The 14,561-nt window shown below is 67.4% G+C and carries 13 protein-coding genes; 1 reads left to right on the top strand and 12 read right to left on the bottom strand.

Going from position 1 to position 14,561, the window contains the following annotated elements; translation table 11 throughout:
* Window positions 1–2: 2 nt before the first annotated feature.
* The 12 genes from HNQ08_RS06205 to HNQ08_RS06150 all read right to left on the bottom strand — a co-directional run bounded on the left by HNQ08_RS06205 (window position 3) and on the right by HNQ08_RS06150 (window position 12,957).
* The gene (locus HNQ08_RS06205) at window positions 3–1,130 is read right to left on the bottom strand and encodes a PQQ-dependent sugar dehydrogenase (RefSeq protein WP_184128534.1); all 1,128 of its coding nucleotides are present in this window, start codon (window positions 1,128–1,130) and stop codon (window positions 3–5) included.
* A gap of 82 nt (window positions 1,131–1,212) precedes the next feature.
* On the bottom strand, window positions 1,213–2,538 hold the full coding sequence (aroA, locus tag HNQ08_RS06200; RefSeq protein WP_184128531.1) for a 3-phosphoshikimate 1-carboxyvinyltransferase: 1,326 nt from the start codon (window positions 2,536–2,538) through the stop codon (window positions 1,213–1,215).
* A gap of 70 nt (window positions 2,539–2,608) precedes the next feature.
* Window positions 2,609–3,598 carry a 3-oxoacyl-ACP synthase III family protein gene (locus HNQ08_RS06195; RefSeq protein WP_184128528.1) on the bottom strand — a complete coding sequence of 330 codons (990 nt, stop codon included), beginning with the start codon at window positions 3,596–3,598 and terminating at the stop codon, window positions 2,609–2,611.
* A complete protein-coding gene (locus tag HNQ08_RS06190; RefSeq protein ID WP_229789690.1) occupies window positions 3,595–4,917 on the bottom strand; it encodes a F390 synthetase-related protein in 1,323 nt (440 codons plus the stop codon). Before HNQ08_RS06190 ends, HNQ08_RS06195 begins: the two co-directional genes overlap by 4 nt.
* Entirely contained in the window at window positions 4,910–5,755 is an 846-nt protein-coding gene (locus tag HNQ08_RS06185) for an MBL fold metallo-hydrolase (protein ID WP_184128525.1), read from the bottom strand. The genes HNQ08_RS06190 and HNQ08_RS06185 overlap by 8 nt, the downstream gene beginning before the upstream one ends.
* A gap of 10 nt (window positions 5,756–5,765) precedes the next feature.
* Window positions 5,766–6,728: an NAD-dependent epimerase/dehydratase family protein gene (locus HNQ08_RS06180; RefSeq protein ID WP_184128522.1), complete on the bottom strand. Its 963-nt coding sequence runs from the start codon at window positions 6,726–6,728 to the stop codon at window positions 5,766–5,768.
* Between the two features lie 85 nt (window positions 6,729–6,813).
* Window positions 6,814–7,377, bottom strand: coding sequence for a DUF1572 family protein (locus tag HNQ08_RS06175; RefSeq protein WP_184128519.1), 564 nt, complete (start codon window positions 7,375–7,377; stop codon window positions 6,814–6,816).
* Window positions 7,374–7,796: a hypothetical protein gene (locus tag HNQ08_RS06170; RefSeq protein WP_229789692.1), complete on the bottom strand. Its 423-nt coding sequence runs from the start codon at window positions 7,794–7,796 to the stop codon at window positions 7,374–7,376. Before HNQ08_RS06170 ends, HNQ08_RS06175 begins: the two co-directional genes overlap by 4 nt.
* Window positions 7,793–8,968 carry an amidase gene (locus tag HNQ08_RS06165; RefSeq protein ID WP_184128516.1) on the bottom strand — a complete coding sequence of 392 codons (1,176 nt, stop codon included), beginning with the start codon at window positions 8,966–8,968 and terminating at the stop codon, window positions 7,793–7,795. Before HNQ08_RS06165 ends, HNQ08_RS06170 begins: the two co-directional genes overlap by 4 nt.
* 101 nt (window positions 8,969–9,069) lie before the next feature.
* Window positions 9,070–9,864 (bottom strand): FAD binding domain-containing protein, encoded by a 795-nt coding sequence (locus HNQ08_RS06160; protein WP_184128513.1) that lies wholly within the window; start codon window positions 9,862–9,864, stop codon window positions 9,070–9,072.
* 115 nt (window positions 9,865–9,979) lie between these two features.
* A complete protein-coding gene (locus tag HNQ08_RS06155) occupies window positions 9,980–12,376 on the bottom strand; it encodes a xanthine dehydrogenase family protein molybdopterin-binding subunit (RefSeq protein ID WP_184128510.1) in 2,397 nt (798 codons plus the stop codon).
* 83 nt (window positions 12,377–12,459) lie between these two features.
* Window positions 12,460–12,957 (bottom strand): (2Fe-2S)-binding protein, encoded by a 498-nt coding sequence (locus HNQ08_RS06150; protein ID WP_184128507.1) that lies wholly within the window; start codon window positions 12,955–12,957, stop codon window positions 12,460–12,462.
* A 404-nt stretch (window positions 12,958–13,361) separates the two neighbouring features.
* On the opposite strand from HNQ08_RS06150, the gene HNQ08_RS06145 reads away from it, so the two are divergent.
* Window positions 13,362–14,501: an NAD(P)/FAD-dependent oxidoreductase gene (locus tag HNQ08_RS06145; protein ID WP_184128972.1), complete on the top strand. Its 1,140-nt coding sequence runs from the start codon at window positions 13,362–13,364 to the stop codon at window positions 14,499–14,501.
* Window positions 14,502–14,561: the final 60 nt, after the last annotated feature.

Genomic DNA, 14,561 nt, shown 5'->3' with positions numbered 1-14,561 from the left:
CGCTATTTCCCCACGTACTGGATCCGCCAGACTTTGCCGGCGCCGTCGTCGCTCAGGAGCATGGCGCCGTCGGCGGCCACCACTGGATCCACTGGGCGTCCATTGGCCTTATCGTCCTTCAGAAAACCGCTCAGGAAATCGGCCACCTTCCCAGTCTTGGGATCGACGGTGATGACCTTGTAGCCACTCTTCTCGCTGCGGTTCCAGCTGCCGTGCAAGGCCACGAACATCTGGCCAGCGTAGGTCTGGGGGAAGGTTTTCCCGGTGTAGAACGCCAGCCCCAGGGGAGCAGAATGCGCGGTGGTCAGGGCGAAGGCAGGGGTGGCGTCCTTGCAGACATCGGCGTTTTTCTTGCCGAAGTCCTTGTCCCAGACCTGGGCTTCGCCGGCCTTGGTGGTATAGCAGTAGGGCCAGCCAAAGAAATTGCCGCTGTTCACCTTGTAAAAGCCTTCCGGCGGCATGTCGTCACCCAGCTGGTCTCGCCCGTTGTTGGTGGAATACAGCTGACCATCAAACCACTCGATGCCCACCGCGTTTCGCAGGCCGCTGGCGTACTCCTTGCCGTTCTTGCCGTCGGCGTCGTACACCCAGATGGCGGCCCGTTTCGGATCGCTTTCCTCACAGACGTTGCACGAGCTTCCGGCAGACACATACATCTTGTCGTCCGGGCCGAAGACGACCGTCCGGGTGGAGTGGCCGCCGCCGCTGGGCAGATCAACGAGCTTTTCAGCCGCCGCACCCGCCTTCAGGTCACCCGACTTGTACGGGAAGCGCACCACGCTGTCGGTGTTGGCGACGTACAGGTAGCCCCCATGAATGGCGAGGCCGTGCGGCTGGTTCAGGCCGCTGGCAAACAGTTCCTTGCTGTCGGCCTGTCCGTTCTTGTCGCGGTCCGGCAACACGTAAACCCTACCCGCCGAGGTGTCGCTGAGCAGTACGTCCCCGTTGTCGGCCACCACCATCATGCGCGGTTTCTGAAAGCCGTCGGCGTAGGGCGTGACCTTGAATCCTTCGGGCACCGTCAGACCGGAGGTTTCCAGCGGCGGCTTTGAGGCCTCATTCCCAGCACTCGTCTGAGCGCAACCCGCACAGGCCAGAGCCAGGGTGCCGATCAACAGCATTCTGTTCATTCTGACAGTGGAGCATCCGGGGATGAGGACGTGAGGACAGGCAGCTTAAGGCTGGGACAGGTCCTGTTGCGCTGGTACGCTCCTAATGCCCCTCGGTGGGCAGGTAGTCGAACCTCGCACCCAGCGCTTCCAGATGGCGGAAGAACAGCGGGTAACTCTTGCGGATGTGATGCGCGCCCGTAATGCGAATGGGCGCCTCGGCCCGCAGGCCCAGCAGCGTCAGCAGCATGATCATGCGGTGATCGCCATGTCCGTTGGCGGTGGCGCCTCCGGCGATTCGGCCGGCGCCGGTGACGCTCAGACTGTCCGCCGTTTCCGCCGCGCCGATGCCCAGTCCCTGCAACTCACGCCGGGTATCGCTGATGCGGTCGCACTCCTTGAGCCGGAGGGTGGAGACGTTCTCCCAGGTGGTGGTGCCTTCTGCCAGAGCGGCAGCAGCCGTGAGCGCCTGCACCGCGTCGGTGAAGCCGTCCCCGTCGCGCGTCACCGCATGCAGCGGTTGGCCCCCGCGCACCAAGAGTGTGTCCCCCTCGCGCACGATGTCCGCGCCCATCTCCCGCAGGACGGCCACCGCCTCCCGTTCGCCCTGGAGGTCGTTTTCCCGCAGGTTGCCCAGACGGACCTCGCCGGGCAGCAACGCCGCCGCCACCAGAATGGCCGCCGAGCCGGGATAGTCGCCGGGGACAGAGACGCGCCCCGCCCGGTACGCCTGCCCGCCGGGAATGGCCACGCGAGTGAGGTCCTCGCTGGCGCTGAACCCCACCCCGAAGGCGCTCAGCGTGTCCAGGGTCTGCCGCAGCGGGGCGTGGCTCTTGATCTGCCCGGTCAGGCGCAGCTCCAGCCCACGGGGCAGCAGCGGCCCCAGGAACAGCAGGGCGCTGGCGTACTGGCTGGACCGCTCGGCGCTGACCTCCACGGTGCCGCCCTGAACGGGACCGGAGATGGCAAGCGGCAGTCGTCCCCCGGCGCTACTCACGCGTGCGCCCAGGCGTTCCAGGGCGTCAAGCAGATCGCCCTGGGGACGCTTGCCCAGCGAATCGGGGTAATCGGTGACCAGGGTGGTATCTGTGGTCAGCCCCGCCACGCCCATCAGGAAGCGGGCCACCGCGCCCGCGTTGCCGGGGTTAAGGGTCACGCCCGCGCGGGGAGAAGCGCCGAAACCCCGGATCACGGCGTCGTCACCCACCAGCGTCACGTCCGCACCCCAGTCCTCCAGGCAGCGCAGCATGGCCCCGGCGTCCTCGCTGGTGGCAATGCCCACCACGCGTGTCTCACCCTCCGCGAGCGCTGCCGCCAGCAGGTACCGCGTGGTGTAATTTTTGCTGGGTTGGGCACGCAGCTCGCCGCTCAGGCCGGAGACCGGATGGACGAGGACGTCGAACGTTTCGGGCAGGCCGTCGGGACTCATGCGGGCAGGCTAGCGCCGGACGGGAGCAGGGGCAGGGGGCTGTCTGGGCGATGGGGTCACCCCCGCAGGCCTACAACCGCAGAATCATCCCGCCAGCGATCAGTCCTGCCCCGGTGCCCACCAGCAACAGCGTGTCCCCCTCCCCTGCGCGGCCACTGGAAAGCGCCTGATGCAGCGTCAGCGGCAGGCTGGCTGCGATCACGTTGCCCAGGCGTGTCAGCGTCACCTCGATTCGCTCCGCAGGCCAGCCGTAGCGGCGCATCAGGTCCAGGCCCGCCGCGCTGGCCTGATGCGGCACGACACGGTCAATGCCGGGCAGACCGCTGCTCAGGCCAGCGCGCAGCCCTTCCAGAAAACCGGGAACCACCTGTGAGGCCAGCCTCAGCACCGAGAGCCCATGCATGTCGAAGGTGAAGTCCTCCAGCACGGCGGCGGGGTTTCTGGGCGTCAGGAGCGAGCCACCGCCGCGAATGCGGGTGTGGTCCGCGCCTTCCGGGTAGGTGGCAACCCGCATGGCGTGAATGCCCTGACCGTCATGGGTGGCCGGGCCGACGACCACGGCCGCCGCACCGTCACCGATCAGCAGGGCGCTTTCCGGCTGGGCAAAGTTGAGGCCAGGGCTGCCTGCCTCGCTGCTGACGATCAGGACATGCCGGGCCTGCCCCGCGCCGATCAGCAGGGCCGCGTGGTTCAGCGCCAGCAGAAAGCTGAGGCAGGTGCCGTGAATGCTGTAGGTGGCCGCGCCGCGCAGCTCCAGCTCACGGGCCAGCAGCGCCCCGCCGTCCGGAATGGGTTGAAGCTGGCTGCCGCTGGCGTTCAGCAGAGTGTCGATCTGCGCCACTTCAAGCCCCGCTGCCGCCACTGCCTCCCGCGCAGCCTGCGTGCCCAGAGTCAGGGCAGTCTCATCACCGGACAGCCAGCGCCGTTCGTGAACGCCGGTGCGCTTGAGGGCCACCTCTGGCGCAACACGGCACAGAGCAGCCGCCTCGGCGGTGGGCACAATGCGGGCGGGCAGAGCCTGGGCGGTGGACAGGATCCGCAGACCAAGCGGCTGGTTCATGGCAACGCTCCTTTCCAGAGGCGGCGAACCCGGCGGCGCTTGACCCCCGGCGGCGTGGCAGGCAACGGTCCAACCGTGATCTGCACCCCCGTGGCGTCCGCCCCACTCCGTTCCAGCGCGCGGCGAACCTGGGCGCACGCCTCCTGCCGAAGCTCGGAGTTCAGCGGTTCGAGCAGCACGCGCAGGGCGGCCGCGCCGGTCTGCTCTACCCGGTACTCGCGCAGGCCGGGCACCCGGTTCATGGCCCCCCGCAGAAAATCGGGCCACACCGTGACGCGCCCCGCGCTTCCCGGCAGCTCCAGCGCGTCGTCCTGTCGGCCGGCCACGCGCAGCACGCGGCGAGAGGCCAGCCCGCACGAACACCCTTCCGCGAGCACCAGCAGGTCATCCAGGCGGTGGCGGACCATCGGCTGGGTGGTCCGGCGCAGATCGGTCAGGACCGGACGCAGGTAGCCGTCCCCCACCGCCTCAAGGTCAAAGTGAACGTGCGCCTCATTCAGATGCAGGTGGCCGTGCGGACACGGCAGGCCCAGCAGCCCCTCGGTGGCCTGGTAGACCTGCACCACCGGGCCGAAACCGCGTTCCAGCGCCGCCCGGTCATCGTCCTCCAGCACCTCGGCCACGCTGACCACGCGCTCGGGGCGGGCCGTGGCTCCGGCATCCAGCAGGGCACGCAGCACACTGGGCGGGCCGATCAGCAGCGTGGGAGCATACGCACTCAGTTCTGCGGCCAGTTCGCCTTGCGGGCGCAGCAGGTCCAGAAACCGGAAGTCTAGCCGGGAGCTGCCCACACTGCGGTACAACCCGCCGTCGGCCCGCAGCAGAAAGGCGACGCGCTGCTTTTTCAGCAGTCCCAGCGGAAACGCGGGCAGCAGATGGCGCAGCACCACCCCGGCCCACTGCAGCCGCTCGGCGCGGGACACCACGAATGCGCCTGCGTTGCCCCCCGTGCCGCTCGATAGTCCCACTGTCACCGGCCCGCGCATGGTGGGCAGCGTGGGCGTGAAGTCGCGGGTGTCCTCGGCGCGGCGTGCAACGGCCAGCACGTCGGCCAGGCGCAGTCTGGCGGTGTTGAGCGTATCGAACTGTGCCATCATTTCCGGCTTGCCCACGGGCGGCAGTTCGCGCCACTGCTCCAGGGCCAACCCCGCGCCTAGGAAACGGCTGGCCGTAAAGGCGCTGTGTGCCGCCACCCAGCGCAGGTGGTGGGCGGCAAGCCGGTCCTGGTGGCGTTCCAGAGCTGCGCGGTTCCGGAACAGCACTCCACTCTCGCCCAACGCGTGACGCAACACGGTCAGGCGGTCCAGGGCCTCAGCCATTTTCACCCTCCGGCGCATCGTGACTGACGATCACCCGGGCGCGGGGATGGTCCAGCAGCCACTCGCGCAGGTGTGCGGCGCTGCGGCGCTCGGCGGCAGCATCGTCGAACACCACCCGGGCCAGCGGATGCACCTCCAGCCCTTCACGCAAGGCCCGGACGCTCCAGGCGGCGTCGCTGGCAAGCAGGGTCAGGCCCGCGCCGTCGCCGTCCAACCCAGCCCCGGCGCTGGTCCGGACGATCAGCGCGATCATCCCTGGCGCGTGGCCCGGCACCTGCACCGCGTAAGCGCTGCCGTCCCCGAACACGTCGGCAGCCACAGCGAAGGGCGAGAGTCCTGCAGGAGCCGGCAGAAACTCCATAGGACGCAGCCTCGCTCCAAAATCCCAGGGCAGCAGCTCGGGCATGAACGCCTTGCGAATGGCCGCCACGCCGCGCAAATGCCGCAGAGCCGTGTACGTTCCAGCGTCCAGGGAGAACTGGGCCGCCCCAAAATCGCGTAGGCCGCCGACATGATCGGCGTGCAGGTGGGACACGATAATCTCTCTCACCTCATCTGCCGCAAAGCCCAGGCGGGCCAGCTGCGCCGCCGCTGTCTGGCGCGCGTCCAGGCGCACCGGAGTCAGCAGGCCGTACAACACGCCGGGCCAGCGCCGCATGGAGGCCACCACGCGCGCCGAATACCCGGTGTCGAACAGCACCGGGCCGTGCGTGGGGTGCAGCAGCAGCGCGAACCCCGCCGGATAGGTCTGGACCCGCCACGCTGCCCCCCGTTCGGTCAGCGCCCGCAGATTCAAACACTCGCCCGCGACCAGCGGAACCACGCGCAGATGGGTCATGGCCGCCCCATTATGCCCGCACCACCGCCAGCACCTCGGCCAGCCCTCGCCGAGGGTGGACGACTGGAACGTACCCCAGCCGCGTCCGGGCGCGGGTCAGGTCCAGGGTCATCGGGCGGGTCAGAAGCCGCACCCCGCTGGCGGTCAGCGTCGGCTCGGGCCGCGCGGGGTGCAGGTGAGCGGCAAGTTCGGCCACGCGGGCCACCCGTTCCACCAGAGGAGCAGGCACGTACCGCACTGGACGGCGCACCCCGAGCGCGTCGGCCAGCGCGTCCAGGGTGGCCCAGATCGGCACCGCTTCACCGTCAGTGACGTTGTAGATGCCGGGTGCACTCCCCTCCAGCGCCAGCCGGGCGGCGTGGGCCACGTTGCGAACGTGGGTGAGTTCGGTGTGGACCTCGCCCCGCACCAGACGCGGCAGACGCCCCGAACGCAGCGCGCGCGTCAGCCGGGGAATGATGGACGGATCGCCGATCCCGTAGATTCCGCGTGGGCGCAGGATGGTGGCTTCCGGATGGGCCAGCGTGACCTCCAGCTCGGCCAGGAACTTGCTGTGGGCATACGGGCTGTCGAAGCGCGGACCGACGGGGGTGGATTCGGGGACGTTCTGCCACAGGCCCGTGGCGTTGTACACGCTGGGTGTGCTGATGTGAACCAGCCGCAACCCGCGTGCGGCGCAGGCCTGGGCCACCGTCCGGCTGACCGTGATGTTGTCGGCCTCGAAGTCTGCCCAGCGTCCCCACAGCGTCGAGCGTGCAGCGGCGTGCAGCACGGCGTCGGCATTGTTCAGGACGGGCAGCCAGTCGGGCTGATCTCGCAGATCGGCTCGCACGAACCGGACCCCGCCCCTTTCCAGCGCCTCCCCTCTCTCCACATCCCGGCCCAATCCCGTGACCATGTGACCGCGTCCTGCCAGCTCACGGGCCGCGACGCCGCCCAGAAAACCCGTCGCGCCCGTCACCACGATTCGCATGGGAAAAGCTTAAAGAAGGAAGAGGCTGGGCTGTCCCGATTGGTACACCGTCCAACTGGCCGGTTGAGGTGCGGCAGCGCCCACCTTAACCCTGCCCGTCCGGCGGCAGCATGGCCGCGTTGAACGCTGCCGACCCGCCACGCGGGATGCTGAGAGTCTGCCACTCCTGGCCGCGCAGCGTTTTAACCAGCAGAATCAGTTGATAGACGTGCCCGCTGTAGTGCGCCACCTGCCGTTGAATAGCTTCCAGCACGGTGTGGATTTCTCCCCGGATGGTCAGCGGGCGGGTCAGATCGTCCGGGGACAGATGGTCCAGCACATCCAGAAAGACCCGCCATCCGGCAGCCCAGACTGCCAGCAGGGCGGCCCCGTTCAGCGCCCCTTCCTCGAACTCGGCGTCCCGGTTGCGGGCCGCACTCTCCCCCTCCGTTCCAGCGCGGTAGCCCTCCTGCAAGCTCCCCCAGCGCGAGTGCATATTGCCCGCCAAATGCTGGACCAGCACGGCGGCAGAGTTGCCGTCAGGGGCCAGCGGCGTGTGCCACTCGCTGTCCCGGAGCTGCGCGAGCGCCCCTTCCCCCAGTGTCCGAACGCCACGCATCCGCCCGCGCACGTCTGACAGGTAGAGGGCAGCGACAGCCTCGCCACTCACTGGACGCGCCTCAGGGTCAAGGGGTAGCGAAGGCCGTTGACCCGCAAACTGCCCGCGAAGAGCTCACCCGTGATCTGTCCGCTCAGCATGGCTTCGGCCTTGAGCGACAGGCCGCTGATCCCGAAGCCCAGGATCCCCGCGTTCAGGCGCGGCGCACTCCCCGGCGTGACCTGCGCGGTCAGTTCCGCAGCGTCGCCGGCAGGCAGCAGTGTCCCACTCGCCTCGAAACGATCTCCGCTACTCAGGTTGGCCAGGGTGCCGCTCAGGGCGTGGCTTACCGGATCGACGGTGAAGGTCAGGCGGTACTGCTGCACGCTCAGCAGCACGCGCGCCGAGCCCTCCCAGGTCTGTACCGGCTGGGGCCGCACGGCGGGCGCACAGGCGGCCAGCAGCAGGGCCAGAGGAAGGAGCCGTCTCAAGCCCCTGCCCCCCAGGCCAGCCCCAGGCCCAGCAGGCGGTCATCCTCGCCATGCCGCCCGACAAGTTGCACGCCGACATCTGCCGTGCTGGTAGGCAGCGACACGGTGGGCACCCCCAGCAGGCTGAACGGCGCGGTGAGTCGCAGGACGGCCCGGCGCAGGGGCACTGTGCCCTCGCCCACCTCCACCTCGTCCTGACCGATCAAGGGGGGCGGGGTGGGGACGGCAGGGGCCAGAATGACGTCAAAAGCGGTAAGGAGGCCGTTGAGCAACCAGGCGTAGTCGGCACGGCGGTCAAAGGCGTGCTGCACGTCCTCGGCACTCAGGGCCGCTCCCTGGCGCAGGGCCGACAGCGTGAACGGCTGAAAGCCCGGATCGGCCAGCTGCAACGCCTCCGCGTGGACCTGTGCCGCCTCGCTCAGGACGATGGGCGAGTAGGCGTCGAGCATCTCGGGCAGGTGGACCTGAGTGACCACTGCCCCGCGCCCCTCCAGATCAGTGGCAGAAGCCAGCGTCGCCGCCCGCACCGTCGCGTCGGTCCAGCCGTCCGGCAGCCACAGTCCCACCCGCACACCGTTCCAGTCCTGCCCCCTGATCTGCCCTCTGTTCAGCGCCCCGTGGACCCTTGCAATCGTCCCCAGGTCACGCGCCAGCGGGCCAGCGTGGTCACAGGTCCACGACAGCGGTAACACCCCCTGCGTGCTCCAGTCGGGATGTCCCTTGGTGGGCTTGTAACCCGCCACGCCACACCACGCTGCCGGAACCCGGATGCTGCCGCCGGTGTCGGTGCCCAGCGCGAAATCAGCCTGTCCCAGGGCCACACTGACTGCCGCGCCCCCGCTGCTGCCGCCCGGCACGCGGGCCGGATCGTGCGGGTGCGTGGTGCTACCGTAGCCGTTCAGGCCGGTAATGCCCAGCGCCACCTCGTGCAGGTGGGTCTTGCCCACGGCGGAGGCCCCGAGTTCCAGCAGACGGCGCACCAGCACGCTCTCCCCCACCTCCGGCACCGGGGCGCGGGTGCTGGCGGTCAGCGGCCAGCCAGGGACGCCGAACAGGTCCTTGACGCTGAAGGTCAGGCCCGCGAGCGGCCCACCGGGTGCACCCTCCAGAGCTTCGGAAGGACGGTAGGCCCAGGCACGCTGGGGGTCCGGGAAATCTGGCGGGGTGGGCATGGGGACAGAGTAGAGCGTGCGGGCCACCGACTCGCCGCAGTCCGGCAGAAGGTCAAAAAACCTCCTCCCACACCAGCAGGAGGAGGCCACGGGAGAGGTGTTTAACCCAGGCGTTTGGCCGCGCGATCCGACAGCACGTCCACCAGATGCGCGCGGTACTCGGCGCTGGCGAAACGGTCCCCCAGCATATCGGCGCCCTCTACCAGCCCGGTTCCGGCGTCCTGCCCGGCGTTCAGGCGCTCTTCGAGCCTGGTCAGCCGCGCCGCCTTTTCCGCCGCCCCGGTATAGGCCGCGCGAATCTGGCCGTCCGCGTGGCGGGCCATCGCCACCCCCACGATGGCGTAATGGCTGGCCGGGTGACGGTATTTCTCGTAGACGCTGGCGGTGATCCCCCTTGGAATGCGGATGTGGGTCAGCAGTTCGCCGGGCTGCACGGCGCTCTCGAACATGCCCACGAACATGTCGTCCGCGCCCACAGTGCGCTCGCCGCCCATCCCACGGATGACGAACTCCGCTCCCGTCGCCAGCGCCGCCGCCGGATAATCGGCGCTGGGATCGGCGTGGGCTAGACTGCCCCCGATGGTCCCCCGGTTGCGAACCATCGGATCGCCCACCCAGCCTGCCACCTCCGGGAAGAGGGGGAGAGAGCTGCGCAGGACCTCCGCGTGCGTGGTCATCGCGCCGACGACGTAAAAATCGCCGTCCTCCTGGATGCCCTTGAGTTCTTCCAGATTAAAGATGTCCAGCAGCGCGGGCGGCTGGGCCAGACGAAGTTTCATGGCGGGCAGCAATGAATGCCCCCCGGCGATGATCTTCAGATCGGGATTGTCGGCCATGGCTTTGAGGGCGTCATCGACGCTGGCGGCTTTCTGATAGTCGAAAGGGGCTGGATACATGTGTGCCTCCTGCTGGTCGGCGTGTAAAGGTCTGAGTGTCGAATCGTCTGACCGCTGAGAAGCCCGGTCCTTCTGTTGCGGTCAGACCCCTCGGCGGCTGAATGCCAGGGCCGCTTCAGTCGTCCGCGGCCTGGCCCATCCCCGCACGCGAGGCGCGGATGGCCTTCCAGACCTTCTCGGCGGTGTAGGGCATGTCCATGTGCTCGATGCCGCACTCGTGCCACAGCGCGTCCATTACGGCGTTGGCGACGGCGGCACTGCTGGCAATCGTTCCAGACTCGCCGATGCCCTTGACCCCCAGCGGGTTGTGGGGACTGGGCGTCACGGTGTGATCGATCTGGTACATCGGCAGATCGTCGGCCCGCGGCATGGTGTATTCCATGTAGGAGGCCGCCAGCAGGTTACCGTCCTCGTCGTAGGCCCCCTCTTCCCACAGCGCCTGACCCGCGCCCTGGGCGATGCCGCCGTGGACCTGGCCCTCCACGATCAGGGGATTGATGAGGGGACCGCAGTCGTCCACACAGCCGTAATTGCGGAGATCCACCTTGCCCGTATCGGTGTCGATCTCCACCACGGCCATATGCGTGCCAAAGGGATACACGAAGTTCTTGGGATCGTAGAAGGCGGTGGCCTCCAGCCCCGGCTCCATGCCATCGGGCAGACTGTGGGCGAGGTGCGCCATCAGCGCCACGTCAAAGAAGGTCTTGGACTGGTCCGGGGCACCCTTGATGCGGAACACACCGTCCGCGTGCTCCACGTCCTCCTCGGAGGCCTCCAGCAGGTGCGCGGCGATCTTCTTGGCCTTGGCCGTGATCTTCTGCAGAGCCACTTTAAGGGCGCTACCGCCCACCGCCGCCGAGCGGCTGCCGTAGGTGCCCCACCCGTAGGGCATCCGGCCCGTGTCGCCGTGAACGAGGTCAATGTCCTCGATCGGAATCTGGAGTTCGTCGGCGGCGATCTGCGGGAAGGCCGTTTCGTGACCCTGTCCGTGGCTGTGCGAACCGGTGAACAGTTCCACTTTCCCGGTGGGATACACACGCACCAAGCTGCTCTCCCACTGTCCGGCCTGCGCGCCCAACTGGCCCACCAGGGCGGACGGCGCGAGGCCACAGGCCTCCACGTAACTGATCACGCCCACGCCCAGAATCTTATTGCTCCCCTTCATGCGCTGCTGCTCGGCGCGCAGCTCCGGGTACTTCATCATGTTCAGGGCCATGTCCAGCGCGGGCTCGTAATTGCCACTGTCGTAGACCAGGGCCACCGGCGTCTGGTACGGGAAGTCCTCGGGCTGGATAAAGTTCTTGCGCCGGAACTCGGCAGGGTCCTCACCCAGCGCGTGGGCCGTGGCGTCCACCGTGCGCTCGACGGCGTAGGTGGCCTCCGGGCGGCCAGCACCACGGTAAGCGTCCACCGGCACGGTGTTGGTCATGACGCCCTGCACCTTGACGTGAATGGCGGGCAGCTTGTACACGCCGTTGCAGAGGGTGCCGTACAGGTAGGTGGGGACGGCCGGCGCAAACAGCGTCTGATACGCGCCCAGGTTCGCCAGCGTATTCACACGCAGGGCCAGCATCTTGCCGTTCTCGTCGACCGCCATCTCGGTCTCGGTCTCGTGGTCACGGCCCTGCATGTCGCTGACAAAGGCCTCGGAACGCCGCGCCGTCCACTTGACCGGACGGCCCAGCATGCGGGCGGCCAGCAGCATGATGACCTCTTCCTGATACTGGAAGATCTTGGAACCGAAGCCCCCACCCACGTCGGGGCTGATCACGCGCAGCTTGTGCTCGGGGATGTTCATGACGAAGGCGGCCAGGATCAGGCGGTGGATGTGCGGGTTCTGCGAGGTGGTGTACAGCAGGTACTCACCGCTGGCCGGGGTGAACTGCGCGAGCGAGGCGCGCGGCTCGATGGCATTGGGAATCAGGCGGTGGTTCCTGAGTTTGAGCTTGACGGTCTTATGGGCCACATTGAAGGCTTCCTTGACAGCCATCTCGTCGCCGATTTCCCAGTTGAAGGCCACGTTGCCGGGTACGTCGTCGTGCACCGTGGGCGCCCCCTCGGCAAGGGCCGCGCCCGCAAAGGCCACCGACGGCAGCGGCTCGTAGTCCACCTCCAGCATGGACGCGGCGTCCTCGGCCAGCGCGCGGCTCTCGGCCACCACGACCGCCACGATGTCGCCGACATGGTTGGCCTCGTCCAGGGCAATCGCGGGGTGCGCGGGCGTCTTCAGTTCAGGCAGCAGCCAACCGACCGGAATGCTGCCAATCCCGGCATCCTTGACATCCTGCCCGGTCAGCACGGCCACCACGCCGGGCATGTCAGTCACGCTCTCTTTGTTGATGCCGTTGATCTTCGCGTGGGGGTAAGGGCTGCGCACCATCGCGGCGTGCAGCATGCCCGGCAACACGATGTCGTCGGTGTAATTGCCCGCGCCGGTGATGAAACGCGGGTCTTCCTTACGCTTGAGGGCCTGGCCGAAATACTTGTCGGTTCTGGATTCGGTGTCGGTCATTGTGTTTGCCTCCGGGAAGCTGATGGTTGAAAGTGGACAGGCGGCGTCGTTCCACCACCCGTCAACCGTTGACCATCAAGCTCCTAATCGTCCGCGGCCTGTCCGCCAGCCTGCCCACTGCCGTCCATGATCTCCGCAGCGTGCTGCACGGCCTTGACGATGTTGTGGTAGCCGGTGCAGCGGCAGAAGTTTCCCTCCAGGTGGTAGCGGATCTCCTCCTCGCTGGGATGGGGATTGTGCTTGAGCAGTTCGGCGCTCGCCATGATCATGCCGGGGGTGCAGAAGCCGCACTGCAAGCCGTGTTGCTCCCAGAAGCCGGTCTGCAGCGGGTGCATCTCGCCGGGCGTGCCCAGGCCCTCAATAGTCCGGACGTCCATGCCGTCAACCTGCACGGCCAGCACGGTGCAGCTCTTGACCGCGTGACCATCAATGTGCACGGTGCAGGCCCCGCACTGACTGGTGTCGCAGCCGACATGCGTGCCGGTCAGCAGCAGGTCATCGCGTAGAAAGTGGACGAGGAGGGTTCTCGGCTCCACATCGCGGGTGTAGGGTTTGCCGTTGACGTTCACTGTCACGTTCATGGGTGCCTCCTGAACTGGGGTGACCGGGGCTGCGGGTCCGGCGCGCTGGACCCCGCACCTTTACCTCGGACGCTGCTGTCTGAAAAGAGAAAACGCCGGACGCCGACTGGCGTCACCTCACAGATTGTCTGACCGTTCATATTCAAGCACACAACAGCTCGGCTGACCTGTACTTCAGCCCTTACCCATCACTCCGGCAGGCGCTCCCTGCTCAAACGCACGGTGTTCAGTAGCGGCAGGTTAGTTCGGACCCTTATCACTAGGCAGCCCGGCCTGATCACTTGGTAAATGGTCAGACAACGGTTGGTAAGGGTACAGCTGGACCGCAGGGACGGTGTACACTAGTTAAAAGCTGGTTTGCTGTCCAGCACTTCACTCGTGAATTCGTTCACAGGAGCATGACGATGAAAACCCTGATTCTCGGTGCCGGCTACGCTGGTCTCGCCGTCGCCACCAAAATGAAGCCCCACGCTGGTTTGGAAGCCCTGCTCGTCGAGCAAAACGCTTTTCATACCTTCGAAACCCGTCTGCACGAGGCCGCTGCGCACAACACCCGCGTGACGTTGCCGCTGGCCCCGCTGCTGCGCGGCACCGGCGTGGAACTGGAGCAGGCCAGCGTGGAAGGCGTTGACCTTGACGAGCGTGAAGTGACGCTCAAGGACGGGCGCGTGCTGACCTACGACACCCTGGTGGTGGGCCTAGGCAGCGTGACCAACTTCTACCGCATCCCCGGCCTGGCCGAAAACGCCAGCGAGCTCAAGCAGCTCAGCGACGCCGACGAGATCTTCAACTTCGTCAACCGCGCCTACAGCGGCGAGTTCCAGGGCGTGCGCGACATCGTGGTGGGCGGCGCGGGCCTGACCGGCGTGGAACTGGTCACCGAGCTTGCCCAACGCGCCGAACTGCTCAGCAAGGCGCGCGGCCTGCCGCCCATGAACATCTATCTGGTGGAGGCCGGCCCGAAGATCCTGCCGGTGCTGGACGACGCCCTACGCGGCAAGGCCCAGCGCACGTTGGAGGACTACGGCATCCACATCCTGACCGGCCACCGCCTGATGCAGGCCACCGCCGACAGCGTGACCGTGCAGACCGCTGATGGCGAGCAGAAGATCATCCCGGCAGGCAAGATCATCTGGACCGGCGGGATCCAGGCCCGCGACATCTTGAAGGGCGGGAAACTGGAAAAAGGCCCCGGCGGGCGCGTGGCCGTGGACGACAAGCTGCGCGCAAAGGGTTACCCCGAAGTGTTCGTGATCGGCGACATGGGTCTGGCGCTGAACCAGGAAGGCAAGCCGGTGCCCACTACCGCCCAGCACGCCGGGCAGCAGGGCCGCCTGACGGGCAAGAACATCATGCGGCTGGCCAAGGGCGAGGAAATCGAGCCCTACGAACCCACCACGTTGGGCGAATTCGTCTCACTGGGCGGCCTGATGGCCGTGGGCTGGATGAAGCTGCCGTGGAACCAGAAGCTGGCGATCACGGGCGGCATCGCCCACGTCATGAAGCGTGCCTCCGAGTGGCGCTGGCGCGCCAGCATCGACTGAGCGGTACATTGAAAACGAGGGCCGGAGGCAATTGCCTCTGGCCCTCTTTCAATGTTTAAG

Origin of the sequence: Deinococcus humi (assembly GCF_014201875.1) — a bacterium.
In the GTDB taxonomy this organism is placed as follows: Bacteria; Deinococcota; Deinococci; order Deinococcales; family Deinococcaceae; genus Deinococcus; species Deinococcus humi.
The sequence above is the reverse complement of the archived record's forward strand: the minus strand, read 5'-3'. Positions and strand labels throughout refer to the sequence as shown.